This is a genomic window from Cupriavidus taiwanensis (assembly GCF_900250115.1).
GTDB classification, from domain to species: domain Bacteria; phylum Pseudomonadota; class Gammaproteobacteria; order Burkholderiales; family Burkholderiaceae; genus Cupriavidus; species Cupriavidus taiwanensis_B.
This window is the reverse complement of sequence record NZ_LT984804.1, coordinates 200,368-213,272: the sequence shown is the minus strand read 5'-3', so window position 1 is coordinate 213,272 and position 12,905 is coordinate 200,368. Positions and strand designations below refer to the sequence as shown.

Here is a 12,905-nt window from a genome sequence, read left to right as displayed (position 1 = left end):
GACCTATCTCGTTTGCTGATGGATCCCATTTTTACACCGCGCCGACGGGCTCGCAGAATCGGTTCCCGGTGCGGCCGGGATGCCGGTTGATGTCGGTTGCCTGGCCTGCCGCCCACGAGAATAACGGAGGAGACATGGACGCAGGCAACCCCAACGACATTGACCAACGCTTGCCCGTTGGCCGCACCGCCGTGCTCGGCTTCCAGCACGTGCTTGTCATGTACTCGGCATGCATCGTGGTGCCGCTGATCCTTGGCGCGGCACTGAAGCTGCCGCGCGAGCAGCTGATCCTGATCATCAACGCCGACTTGTTCGCGGCGGGCCTGGCCTCGCTGGTGCAGTCGCTCGGCTGGTTTGGCTTTGGCATGCGCATGCCGGTAATGATGGGCGTGACCTTCACCGCGGTCACGCCGATGATCCTGATCGGCAGCAACCCGTCGCTGGGCCTTGCGGGCATCTATGGCGCCATCATCGCATCAGGTGTCTTCGGCATTCTGGCCGCGCCGCTGATGGGCCGCTTCCTGCGCTTTTTTCCCGCGGTGGTGACGGGTTCGGTATTGCTGGTGATTGGTGTCAGCCTGATGAAGGTGGGCATCGACTGGGCCGCCGGCGGGCAGCCGCTGCTGCCGGACGGCCGCGTCAATCCGGACTATGGCAATCCGCGCTACCTGGCGGTGTCGGCGGCGGTGCTGGCCGTGATTTTGCTGTTATCGCGCTATGCACGGGGCTTTGTTGCCAATATCGCGGTGCTGATCGGCGTGGCTGGGGGTTTCGGCGCCGCCTGGATGCTGGGCGAGATCCGGCTGGACGAGGTCGCGGCCACGCCTTGGTTCAGCGTGATCCGCCCCTTCGCCTTTGGCTGGCCGGTCTTCGATCCGCTTGCCATCGTCTCCATGTGCCTGGTGATGCTGGTCACGCTGGTGGAATCGACCGGCATGTTTCTCGCACTCGGACATATCGTGGGGCGGCCGACCACGCCGCAGCGGCTGGTGCGCGGCTTGCGCGCCGACGGCCTCGGGGCCGTGCTGGGCGGCGTGTTCAATGCGTTTCCCTACACCTCGTTCTCGCAGAACATCGGCCTGGTCACGCTGACCGGCGTGAAGAGCCGCTTTGTCTGCGCCGCCGGCGGCGTGATCCTGGTTCTGCTCGGGCTCTTCCCCAAGATGGCCGCGGTGGTCGCGGCCACCCCGCCCTTCGTATTGGGCGCGGCGGCGCTGGTGATGTTCGGCATGGTGGCGATGATGGGCATCCGCATCCTTGCGACCATCGATTTCGAGCGCCAGCGCGGCAGTGTGCTGGTGGCGGCAGTCAGCATCGGCATGGGCATGATCCCGCTGCTGTCGCATGGCTTCTTCGCCCATTTGCCCGCGTGGAGCCGCGTCATCACGGAAAGCGGCATCGTGCTGACCACCCTGACCGCGGTCGCGCTCAACCTGCTCTTCAACGGCGCGGCCAGCCAGGCCGACGCCGAAGCCGAGGCCGCCCGCAGTGCCGGCATGGCCGACGCCTGATGTTCCCGCTTCCTTCCCTTAGCACATCACGATTTCATGGAGCCCTGCATGCCTGAACAAATCCTGCGCGCCGATCACCTGCTGACGATGGACGCCCACAACACCGTCCTCACCGATGGCGCGGTCGCCGTCGGCGCGGACGGCCGCATCGCGGCGGTCGGCGGCGCCGGCGAAATCGCTGCGCGCTTTCCTGGCGTACCGGTACGCCGGCTGTCCAACCGCCTGCTAATGCCCGGCCTGGTCAACACCCATTGCCATTCCGGGCTGCTGCGCGGCACCGCGGAAGGCCTGCCGGTCTGGCAATGGCTGCAGCAGCATATCGACCCGATGCACCGGGTCCTGAGCGCCGAGGAGGCTGAACTGGCGTCGCGGCTGTGCTACGCCGAAGCACTGCTGTCGGGCACCACCACGGTGGTCGATATGTGGCGCCACATGGCGGGCAGCGCGCGCGCCGCCGCCGCGCTCGGCATCCGGGCGGTGCTGGTGCCTTACGTGGCCGAGCATCCCGAGCATGACTATTTCGAGACGCTGGATAGCAACGAAGCGCTGATCGAGCAGTGGCATGGCGGCGCGCAGGGCCGCATTCAGGTCTGGGTGGGCCTGGAGCACATGTTCTATGCCACGCCGCAGGCATGGCGCCGCTGCACCGAGATCAGCCAGCGCCACCAGGTCGGTTTCCATACGCACAGCAATGAAAGCCGCTTCGATGTGGAAGAGACGCTGCGGCGGCATGGCATGCGTCCGGTGCAGGCGTTGCAGGAGTTCGGCTTGCTCGATGCCCCGCGGGTATTGCTGGCGCATGCCGTGTGGCTGGACGATGACGAGATCGGGATCCTGGCCCGGCGCCGCGCCGGCGTGGCGCACAATCCGGTCAGCAACATGAAGCTGGCCAGCGGTGCCGCGCCGGTGGAACGGATGCGCGCCGCCGGCATTGCCGTCGGCCTGGGCACCGATGGCGAGAAAGAGAACAACAACCTCGACATGTTCGAGGAGATGAAAACCGCGTCGCTGCTGGCCAAGCTGTCAACGCTGGATGCTGCCGCACTCGATGCGTGGTCGGTGTGCCGCATGGCCACCATCGACGGCGCGCGCGCCCTGGGGCTGGACCGCGAGACCGGCTCGCTCGAAGCCGGCAAGCACGCCGACCTGATCGCCGTGCGCACCGACACGCCGCGCATGACGCCGCTGCTGGGCGGGGCCGCGGGCAACCTGCATCACAACCTGGTGCACGCGGTGCAGGGTGGCGACGTCGACCTGACCATGGTTGCCGGGCGCGTGGTGGTCGATGGCGGAATGCTGCTGTCCGGCGAACTTGACGAGGCGATCCGCGCCGTGAACCTTGCCGTGCCGGACCTGTTCGAACGGCGCGCGCGCTGGCTGCGAGACCATCCGACGGTCGATGCGCTGAAGGCCTGACCAAAGAAAAATGCCCCCACGCCGCAGGCCTTGGGGGCATTCACCGGCGGCGCCTTGCGTTGAACGCGAGGCGCCGCCGCTGCGGCATCGGACAAGACTCAATCCACCGTCGCACCCGAAGCCTTCACCACCTTCGCCCACTTGGCCGTTTCCGACTTCATGAACGCGGCCAGCTGGGCCGGCTTTTCCGGGTTGGGCTCTGCGCCCTGGTCGGCCATCTGCTTCTTCACGTCCGGCATGGCCAGGATCTTGACCACTTCAGCGTTGAGGCGGTCGACGATGGCCTGCGGCGTGCCGCCGGTGGCGTACAGCGCGAACCACGAGGTGGCTTCATAGCCGGGCACGCCCGATTCGGCCACGGTCGGCACGTTGGGCAGCGCCGGCGAGCGCTTGGCCGAGGTCACGGCCAGCGCGCGCAGCTTGCCCGCCTTCACGTGCGGGTACGACGACGGCATGTTGTCGAACATCAGGCCGATCTGGTTGCCGAGCAGGTCGTTGACGGCCGGGGCGCTGCCCTTGTACGGGATGTGCTGGATATGCAGGCCGGTCATCGAGTTGAACAGTTCGCCCGACAGGTGCATCGACGAGCCGCTGCCCGACGAGCCGTACGACAGCTTGTCCGGATTCGCCTTGACGTAGGCGATCAGTTCCTTGATGTTGTTGACCGGCACCTTGGGGTTGGCCACCACCAGGTTCGGCACCATCGCCACGCGGCTGATCGGGGCAAAGTCCTTGACCGGGTCGTACGGCAGCTTCGAGTACAGCGACTGGTTGATGGCATGCGTGCCGATGGTGCCCATGAACAGCGTGTAGCCGTCGCCCGGCGCCTTGGCGGCCAGCGAGGCGCCGATGTTGCCGCCGGCGCCCGGACGGTTGTCGATCACCACCGGCTGGCCAAGCGCCTTGCCCAGCTGCAGGCCGACGATGCGGGCCAGGATGTCGGTGGTGCCGCCGGCCGAGAACGGCACGATCAGCGTGATCGGCTTGGTCGGATAGCCGCCCTGCGCATGGGCCGCGCCGGCAAAGCCGGCGATGGTGGTGGCCAGGGCCACGCCCGCGGCAAGCAGGCGGCGGCGCGTGGTGGAGGTCTGGGAATCTTGTCTCATCGGTAATGCTCCGGTGCTATGTCGTTCCGGCGGTGATCGGGTACCGCGGGAGGTTGTGCTGAATGGCGTGATTGCCGTTCCCGAACGGAGCGCGCACACGCGCGCTTCCGGTGGGCGGCCCGTTCATGGGCCGCCATGCGTGACGCTTGGTTAACGTCTCTTCTTGTTGAATGCTTGAGTCGCGCAGGCCGGCCGGTCTTTACACCGGCGCCACGCCCAGCGTGGTGCCGCCGCACACGTACATCACCTGTCCGGTGACGAAACCGTTGTCCGGCGACAGGAAGAACAGCGCGGCGCGCGCCACGTCTTCCGGGGTGCCCATGCGCTTGACGGTGATGCTGGCAAGGATGCGTTTGGTCTGCTCCGCGCCCTCCGGATTGCTCTTGCGGAACAGCTCGGTGGCGATCGGACCCGGTGCCACCGCGTTGACGGTGATGCCGTCGCCGCCCAGTTCCATCGCCAGCGTGCGGGTCATGCCGATCAGGCCGGCCTTGGTGGCCGAGTAGACCACGCGCTCGGGCTTGCCCAGCGCGGCGCGCGACGCCATGTTGACGATGCGGCCGAAGCCCGCGGCGCGCATCGCCGGCAGGCAGGCTTGCAGCAGCAGCAGCGGGGCTTGCAGATGCAGGCCGGTCACGTAGTCCAGGTCGGCGACGGTGGCGCTGTCGGCGGTGCCGGGGCGGGTGGCGCCGGCATTGTTCACCAGGCGCGTGACGGCGAAGTGCGACGTGGCCTGCTCCGCCACGGCGCGGGTGGCCTCGGCGTCGGTCAGGTCGGCCTGGAAGAAGGTCATGTTGGGATGCGACCATGCCGGCGCGGCGTAGTCGACATTGACCACCTGGGTCACGCCATCGGCCAGCAGCATTTCGCAGATGGCGCGGCCGATGCCGGAACTGCCGCCGGTGACGAGGGTGGCTACGGGGAAGGACATCTTTGACTCACTTTCAAAACGACTGCGGTCTTGCTCCCTCTCCCGCGTGCGGGAGAGAGTGGGGGTGAGGGCGGGTGCTGGCAGGAACGACTGCACGGCAATCCGTCCTGACGCCTGTCAACGCATTCTTGCAGCGCGTCGCGACTGCATGCGCCTGCCCTCACCCCCGGCCCCTCTCCCGCACGCGGGAGAGGGGAGCAAACAAGCGGTAGAACTAACTACCTGGCTACGCTTAGACCCGCTCAATCACCATCGCGATGCCCTGCCCCACGCCGATGCACATGGTGCACAGCGCGAAGCGGCCGCCGGTGCGGTGCAGCTGGTACATCGCGGTGGTGACCAGGCGCGCGCCGCTCATGCCGAGCGGGTGGCCCAGCGCGATCGCGCCGCCGTTGGGGTTGACGCGCTTGTCGTCGTCGGCCACGCCGAGTTCGCGCAGCACGGCCAGGCCCTGTGCGGCGAAGGCTTCGTTGAGCTCGATCACGTCGATCTGGTCCAGCGTCATGCCCAGTTGCCTGAGCAGCTTCTGCGTCGCCGGTGCCGGGCCGATGCCCATCACGCGCGGCGCCACGCCGGCGGTGGCCATGCCGACGATGCGCGCGCGCGGGGTCAGGCCGTGCTGCTTGATGCCGGCTTCGCTCGCCAGCAGGATCGCGCAGGCGCCGTCGTTCACGCCCGAGGCGTTGCCGGCGGTGACGGTGCCGTCAGGGCGGACCACGCCGCGCAGCTTGGCCAGCGCTTCCATGCTGGTGGCGCGCGGGTGCTCGTCGCGCTCGACCACGATGGCATCGCCCTTCTTCTGCGGGATCGTGACGGCGGTGATTTCCTGGGCCAGCGTGCCGTCGGCCTGCGCGCGCGAGGCCTTTTCCTGGCTGCGCAGCGCCATCAGGTCCTGGTCTTCGCGGCTGATCTTGTAGTCGGTGGCGACGTTCTCGGCGGTCTCGGGCATCGAGTCCACGCCGTAGGCGGCACGCATCGCCGGGTTGATGAAGCGCCAGCCGATGGTGGTGTCGAAGATCTGCGCATCGCGCGAGAACGCGCTGGTGGCCTTGCCCATCACGAACGGCGCGCGGCTCATGCTTTCCACGCCGCCCGCAATCATCAGGTGGGCTTCGCCGGCCTTGATCGCGCGCGCGGCGGTGCCGGTGGCATCCATGCCGGAGCCGCACAGGCGGTTGATGGTGGCGCCCGGCACGTCCTGCGGCAGGCCCGCCAGCAGCGACGACATGCGCGCCACGTTGCGGTTGTCTTCGCCGGCCTGGTTGGCGTTGCCGTAGATCACGTCGTCGACGGCCTTCCAGTCGACGTTGGCGTTGCGGGCCATCAGCGCCTTCAGCGGCACCGCGCCGAGGTCGTCCGCGCGCACCGCGGACAGGCTGCCGCCGTAGCGGCCGATGGGGGTGCGGATGGCGTCGCAGATAAAGGCTTCGGTCATGGTGCGTCTCTCTCTCGTTGTGATGGATATCGATGCCGGCGCTCAGGCCTGCTTCAGGGGCACGCCGGTCAGGCGCTGCAGTTCGTCAAAGCTCAGGCCCTCGACCAGGTCGCGCGCGACCAGGCCGTCGGCGGTCACGTCGAGCGTGGCAAGGTCAGTGTAGACGCGTGTCACGCAGCCGATGCCGGTGAGCGGATAGGTGCACGTCGGCACGATCTTGCTTTCGCCCTGCTTGGTCAGGTGCTCCATCATCACGAACACCTGCTTGGCGCCGATCGCGAGGTCCATCGCGCCGCCCACGGCGGGGATGGCGCCGGGCGCGCCGGTGTGCCAGTTGGCCAGGTCGCCCTGCTGCGAGACCTGGAACGCGCCCAGCACGCAGAAGTCGAGATGGCCGCCGCGCATCATCGCGAACGAATCCGCGTGGTGGAAGTACGAGCCGCCCGGCTTGATCGTCACCGGCTGCTTGCCGGCGTTGATCAGGTCGCCGTCTTCTTCCCCGGCGGCGGGCGCGGGGCCCATGCCGAGCAGGCCGTTCTCGCTGTGCAGCAGGATTTCCTTGTCGGCCGGCAGGTGGTTGCCGACGAGCGTCGGCAGGCCGATGCCGAGGTTGACCACGGCACCTTCCGGAATGTCTTTGGCCACGCGGGCGGCCATCTGGTCGCGGGTCAGGCGTTGCATGCTAATTCTCCTGTTGCCGCGCTCAGGCGACCTTGACGACGCGCTTGACGAAGAGGCCCGGCGTCACGATGTGTTCGGGGTTCATCTCGCCCAGCTCCACCACCTTGCTGACCTGCACGATGGCGCACTTGGCGGCCATGGCCATGATCGGGCCGAAGTTGCGCGCGGTCTTGCGGTAGGTGAGGTTGCCCCAGCGGTCGGCGGTGTCGGCCTTGATCAGCGCGAAGTCGGCGTGGATCGGCGCTTCGAACACGTAGCCCTGGCCATCGATGAGGCGGGTTTCCTTGCCCTCCGCCAGCGGCGTGCCGTAGGCGGTGCGGGTGAAGAAGCCGCCGATGCCGGCGCCGGCCGCGCGGATGCGCTCGGCCAGGTTGCCCTGCGGCACCAGTTCCAGCTCGATCTCGCCGGCGTGATAGAGCGAGTCGAACACGTAGGAATCCGTCTGGCGCGGGAACGAGCAGATGATCTTGCGCACGCGCTTGGTCTTCAGCAGCGCGGCCAGGCCGGTGTCGCCGTTGCCGGCGTTGTTGTTGACGATGGTGAGGTCGCGCGCGCCTTGCTCGATCAGCGCGTCGATCAGTTCCGCGGGCATGCCTGCGAGGCCAAAGCCGCCAATGAGGATGGTGGCGCCGTCGTGGATGCCGGCAACCGCCGCTTCCACCGAGTCGAATAGCTTGTTGATCACTTGCGTTCCAGGTCGGAAGATCCGCCAGGCTACCGGAGCGGGCCGCAAGCGGCGGCGCATGAAAGACGGTCTCCGGTAATCCTGCCGGAAGGAAGTTCGTTGCGGCGGGCGGCGTGGCCTGCCCGGTGAACGAGCCCAGCAGTCTGCGCGTGCTCTGCTTTGGCCGACGTCGACCAGGCACTCGTCGATCGAATCTTCGAAAATACGGGGAAATCCGAAATGTTCTATATACGAACTTGAATTCGCAGAATGAACAGGTTACACCTGGCCGTCGCCGGCGGTCAAGCCGACCAGGCGGTCGGCAAACCAGTTTGTGCGATCAGCGCGCAAGGTGATACAGACACCCCTCTGTAGGACGGAGCCGACATCACAATCGGCTCGCGCGGGATAGAGCGCGACGCCGCCCCGGCCTATCGTTGAATCAGAACACGGCAGCGCCGCACAGCCACCTCCGGACCACCCGGCTGAGCCGGCCTCGCCAGGCAACACACAAGAACGAGGAGCCCGTCACCATGGCCACCGCAAACGTCCCGTTTTCTTCCACGCCCCATGCAGTAGCACTTGCCCGCATCCTGCATGTCACCCGCAGCGCCTGGGCACTCGAGCTTGACCCGATGCCAGCCACGACAACGCGTGCCGCAGCGCGCGCCGTTACGCAGGCTGCCACGCCGGCGCTGTCGCGTCGCGCCCGCCTGGCGCGAGCGGCCGCCCGCGCTTTCGAAGCGCAGGTGATGGCGATCCGCTGCCGCCAGGCCGTGGTCGCCTGACCCTGCCCTTTCCCTGCCCTTTCCTTTCCGTCTAGGCCGCCACCGGCACGCCGGTCAGCAGCACGCGGCTGCCGCCCGTGCCGGGCCGCACTTCCAGCCGCACGTCGATGCGCTCGCGCAGCTCGGTCACGTGCGAGATGATCCCGACTAGGCGCCCGGCCTGCTGCAGGTCCAGCAGCGTGCGCAAGGCGAAATCCAGGCTTTCGGGATCGAGCGTGCCGAAGCCTTCGTCGACGAACAGCGTGTCGAGCTGGATCCCGCCCGCGCGCGACTGCACCACGTCGGCCAGGCCCAGCGCCAGCGACAGCGAGGCCAGGAAGCCTTCGCCGCCTGACAGCGTATTGGCCGGGCGCGCCGCGCCGGTATCGTGGTCGAACACCTCGATATCGAGGCCGCCCGCGCTGCGCTGGTCGGCCTGCTCGCGCACGCGCTGCAGCACATAGCGGCCGCGGCTCATCGCCAGCAGGCGCGTGGAGGCGGCCTCCAGCACCTCGTCGAGCAGCGTGGCCAGCACGAAGCGCTGGAACGTCATGCGGCGCGGGTTGTTGCCGTTGGCCACTTCGGCCAGCCGGCCCAGCACGGCAAAGCGGGCTTCGATATCGCGGCCCTCGTGGTCCAGCTGCTGCAGCCGCTGCTGGCATTGCCGCAGCGCGTCGCGCGAACGGCCGCGCTCGGCCTGTTGCCGCACCAGGTCCTCCACCGTTGCCGCCGAAGCCGCCAGCGCTGCGCGCAGCCCGTCCAGGTCGGGCGCCTCGAGCGCGTGCGCGGCAGCTTCCGCGCGTTCGCTGCGGTCCGCCGCGGCGGCCAGCTGGCTATCGAAGGCGCGCAGCATGGCATCGAGCGCTTGCATCGCGTCATCGTCCAGGCGGGCAGCGGCGTGCGCGCGCGTATCGCCAAAGCCGTGCTGCGCGAGGGCCTGCGCCAATGCCGCTTCGGCGTTGGCCAGGCGTTCGGTGATGTGCGCGTGAGACTGCCGTGCCGACACCAGCGCGGCCTGCGCACCGGCATCTTCGGCGGCAGCCTGGCGCTCCGCCGCCTGCGCGGCGGCCAGCGCCTGCTCCAGTCCCGCCAGCGTGGCCTGCGCCTGGCACAGTGCCTCGCTGAGCGCCGCCGGATCGCGCGAGTCCTCGGGGACCTGCGCGCTCTCGGCCTGCCATTCGCCGCGGCAATGCGCCAGTGCCTGGGTGGCGGCATCGGCAGCGGCGACGGCGTCGCGGTGCACGGCTTCGGCGCTGTCGCGCGCCGCGCGCGAGGTCGCGATTGCGGCTTCGCGTTGCGCCAGGCTTGCCGCTGCCTGCCGCTGCTGCGCCAGCGCCGCTTGCCGCGACTGGATCTCAGCGTTGACGCTGGCGGCCGCTGCCTCGCTGGCATCGCCAAGTGCCGCGGCCAGTTCTTCCAGCCGCTCGCGTGACTGCGCGATCGCCAGTTGCGCGGCCTGGTGCTGGCTGGCACCGCGCACCGCTTCGGCCTCCGCTTCCAGCAAGGCATGGCGCGCAGCCTCCAGCGCCAGGTCCGACAGCGGCTGCGCCACGTGCCGGGCCGGCTCGGGATGCGCGGTACTGCCGCACACCGGGCAGGCATCGCCCGACGCCAGCGTCTGCGCCAGGCGCGCGGCCTGGCCCGCGCGCCACGCGGTTTCGGCTTCGGCCAGCGCGGTGCGGCAGCGCTCGCGCTGATGCAGCGCCTGCTGTTCGGCTTGCGCATGCCCGGCGGCCTGCGCGTTCGCGCTGTCCAGCGCGCGCGCCGCTTGCCGATACCGTTCGAATTGCCGCGCGCGGTCCTGTAGCGCGGCCAGCTGCAAGGCGCTCGCCTGTGCCTGCGCCGCGGCGAGCTGCGCCTGTCCCAATGCCGATTCGGCGGTCACGGCGGCGGCGCGGCATGTTTCAGCCTGCGCCATGGCGTGATCGCGTGCGGTGGCGGCTGTGGCCTGCCTGGCCTCGGCCTCGTGCAAGGCGCGCTGCAACGCCCCCAGCCGTTGTGCGCGCGGCAGCATCGCTTCCAGTTGTGTAACCCGGCGCTGCGCGGCCTGGCGTACGTCGGCCTGCTGCACCTGTGCCTGCAAGGCCGCGGCGGCCTGCGTGGCCCGTTGCCCCGCGCGAGCGGCGTGCTCGGTCGCCTGCGACAATGCCGCGGCGGCGGCGGCGTGATCGCGCTGCGCGGCCTGCGCGGCCTGCACCGCGGGCAGCACGCGCGCGGCGCGCTGCGCCGCCTGCAAGCGGCCGCGCTGTTCATCGATGGTCGCCTGCCGCGCCAGCAGCGCGGCATGGGCGGCCTGCGCCTGCTGGCGCTCCTGCAAGCGCGCCGCCACCTGCTCGCCCGCCGCGAGGGCGGCCTGCGCGGCGGCTTGCGCAGCGCGTGCCCCCTGCTCCTGGCCTTGCAGCGTCTGCAGCTCGGCCTGCATGGCCGCGATGCTGTCCGCCAACGCTTGCGCCGATGCCACGCCGGCCTGCCGCAACGCTTCCTCGCGCTGGATCGTGATGCGCTCGGCGTCGCGCCGGATGCCGGCGGCTTCGCTCTTCAGCAACTCTTCGACGCGGCGGTACAGCTCGGTGCGGAACAGCCGCTCGAGGATGGCCTGTCGCGCCTGCGAGCTGGCGGTCAGCAGTTCGCGAAAGCGACCCTGCGGCAGCACGATCACCTGGCGGAACTGCGCGCTGTCGAAACCCAGCAGGTCACGCACGGCCTCGGTGACCTTGCCCGGCTGGCTGGCCTTGCTGACCCAGCCGTTGCCGTCGTGCAGGTCCAGCTGCGCCCTGGCCGGCTCCGTGACCCAGCCCTCGCCGCGCTGCCTGGGCCGCTCCTGCGCCGGCGAACGCACCACGCGCCAACGCTGCGCGCCCAGGCTGAACGCCAGCGACACCTCGGTGCGCAGGCCCGCCGCCGCATTGGCGCTGCGCATCGCCTGCGCGCTGCGCTCGCCGCCGGAGGTGTCGCCGTACAGCGCAAAACAGATGGCATCGAGCAGCGTGGTCTTGCCCGCGCCGGTGGGGCCATGGATCAGCACGAAGGCCTGCTCGCCCAGGCGCGTGAAATCGATCTCCTCGGTCGCGGCAAAGGGGCCGAACGCCTGCAGTGTCAGATGCAGCGGTCTCATGCCGACTCCCGCTCGCCCGCGGCGATGCCGGCCAGCACCTGGTCGAGCGCGGCGCGCTGGTCCGGGTCCAGCTCGGCATCGGCCACTTCGCGGAAGAAGCTGGCGAACAGCTCGCCGGTGCCGAGTTGCCGCAGCTGGCGCCCGGCTTCCGACGCCATGCCGCGGCGCGCCAGCACCGTGCGCTCGATCGCGAGCGCATTGGGATAGACCTGGCGCAGCCGGGCCATCGGGTCCAGCAGCGCGCCGGTGTCGGTGAGGCGCGCGTGGATGTAGTCGTCGCGCTGCGGGTCGTCGGCTCCGGCGGCCAGCAACTGTGCCAGCTCGCCCTCCACCACGCGCACGTCGCGCAGCGGCTGCAGTGCTACCGGCGTGATGGCGACGGCGCCGTCCGCATCGAGTTCGATGTGCGACACCGACTTCTGGTGCGCGCATTCCGACAGCGAGTATTTCAGCAGCGAGCCTGCGTAGTGAATGCGGCCGCCGCCCAGCGTCTGCGGCCGGTGCAGGTGGCCCAGCGCGACCAGGTCGAAGCCGGCGAACAGCTCCGCGGCCACGGCCCCGCTGCCGCCCACCGACAGCGGCCGCTCCGATTCGCTGGCCGCGCCGCCCACCACGAAGGCATGGCCCACCACCACCGCGCGCACGCCGGGCGGATGCACCGCGCGGATGGCATCGAGCTGCGCGCGCAAGGCGGCTTCATGCGACGGCACCTCGGTGCCGATCGCATCGCGCACCACCGCGGGCTCGGCATACGGCAGCGCGTAGATGCGGACTTCGCCGTGCGCGTCCTGCAGGCGCACGCAGCTGGCCGCCGCCAGCGTGCGGCCGGCCACGTGCAGCCCCTGCGCGCGCATCAGGCGCGCGCCGAATTCCAGCCGCTGGGCGCTGTCGTGATTGCCCGCGATCATCACCACCGGCACGCCGGCGTCGACCACGATGCGGCCGAGCGCGTCGTCGAGCAGCGCCACCGCCTCGGGCGGCGGCACGGCGCGGTCATAGACGTCGCCGGCTATCAGCACCGCATCCGGGCGCTCGGTGCGGACCAGTTCGACAAACTGGTCGAGGAGATGGGCCTGGTCTTCCAGCAGGCTGCGCGCATGGAAAAGGCGGCCGAGATGCCAGTCGGCGGTGTGAAGGAAACGCAATCCGGGGTCCGTTGAAGTATCGGCGAAACCCGCATCATAATGCGTCGCAGCCCGCCCCCCGTTCAGCACAGGTTCAGGCGGGCGCGCGCATCATGGCCGCAGTCGCCCCTCGATCGATATCAACGGAGAACGCA

General features: G+C 69.4%; 10 protein-coding genes. 3 read left to right on the top strand and 7 right to left on the bottom strand.

The genetic code is table 11. From position 1 onward, the window contains the following. The first annotated feature begins 134 nt into the window (after nt 1-134). Nucleotides 135-1,511: a nucleobase:cation symporter-2 family protein gene (locus CBM2586_RS17775; protein ID WP_115688958.1), complete on the top strand. Its 1,377-nt coding sequence runs from the start codon at nt 135-137 to the stop codon at nt 1,509-1,511. Between the two features lie 48 nt (nt 1,512-1,559). Next, nucleotides 1,560-2,927: an amidohydrolase family protein gene (locus CBM2586_RS17770; protein WP_115688956.1), complete on the top strand. Its 1,368-nt coding sequence runs from the start codon at nt 1,560-1,562 to the stop codon at nt 2,925-2,927. A 98-nt stretch (nt 2,928-3,025) separates the two neighbouring features. Here the strand turns inward: CBM2586_RS17770 and CBM2586_RS17765 are convergent, their stop codons facing one another. From CBM2586_RS17765 to CBM2586_RS17745, 5 genes are all read right to left on the bottom strand, one after another. Further along, nucleotides 3,026-4,033: a Bug family tripartite tricarboxylate transporter substrate binding protein gene (locus CBM2586_RS17765; RefSeq protein WP_092316187.1), complete on the bottom strand. Its 1,008-nt coding sequence runs from the start codon at nt 4,031-4,033 to the stop codon at nt 3,026-3,028. Nucleotides 4,034-4,232: 199 nt separating this feature from the next. Continuing rightward, the gene (locus CBM2586_RS17760; protein WP_115665724.1) at nt 4,233-4,964 is read right to left on the bottom strand and encodes an SDR family NAD(P)-dependent oxidoreductase; all 732 of its coding nucleotides are present in this window, start codon (nt 4,962-4,964) and stop codon (nt 4,233-4,235) included. Between the two features lie 232 nt (nt 4,965-5,196). Then, nucleotides 5,197-6,399 (bottom strand): 3-oxoadipyl-CoA thiolase, encoded by a 1,203-nt coding sequence (gene pcaF / locus CBM2586_RS17755; RefSeq protein WP_115665725.1) that lies wholly within the window; start codon nt 6,397-6,399, stop codon nt 5,197-5,199. A 42-nt stretch (nt 6,400-6,441) separates the two neighbouring features. Beyond that, nucleotides 6,442-7,080 carry a 3-oxoacid CoA-transferase subunit B gene (locus CBM2586_RS17750; protein WP_115665726.1) on the bottom strand — a complete coding sequence of 213 codons (639 nt, stop codon included), beginning with the start codon at nt 7,078-7,080 and terminating at the stop codon, nt 6,442-6,444. 22 nt (nt 7,081-7,102) lie between these two features. After that, a complete protein-coding gene (locus CBM2586_RS17745) occupies nt 7,103-7,765 on the bottom strand; it encodes a 3-oxoacid CoA-transferase subunit A (protein WP_172587096.1) in 663 nt (220 codons plus the stop codon). Between the two features lie 512 nt (nt 7,766-8,277). Between CBM2586_RS17745 and CBM2586_RS17740 the strand changes: the two genes are divergently transcribed. Next, complete coding sequence (locus CBM2586_RS17740; RefSeq protein WP_115665728.1) at nt 8,278-8,532, top strand: hypothetical protein; 255 nt, start codon at nt 8,278-8,280, stop codon at nt 8,530-8,532. Between the two features lie 31 nt (nt 8,533-8,563). Here CBM2586_RS17740 and CBM2586_RS17735 read toward each other — a convergent pair whose 3' ends face one another. Both CBM2586_RS17735 and CBM2586_RS17730 read right to left on the bottom strand, forming a co-directional pair. Next, on the bottom strand, nt 8,564-11,626 hold the full coding sequence (locus CBM2586_RS17735; RefSeq protein ID WP_115688952.1) for an AAA family ATPase: 3,063 nt from the start codon (nt 11,624-11,626) through the stop codon (nt 8,564-8,566). Then, entirely contained in the window at nt 11,623-12,771 is a 1,149-nt protein-coding gene (locus tag CBM2586_RS17730; RefSeq protein ID WP_115688950.1) for an exonuclease SbcCD subunit D, read from the bottom strand. The genes CBM2586_RS17735 and CBM2586_RS17730 overlap by 4 nt, the downstream gene beginning before the upstream one ends. Between the last annotated feature and the right edge of the window lie 134 nt (nt 12,772-12,905).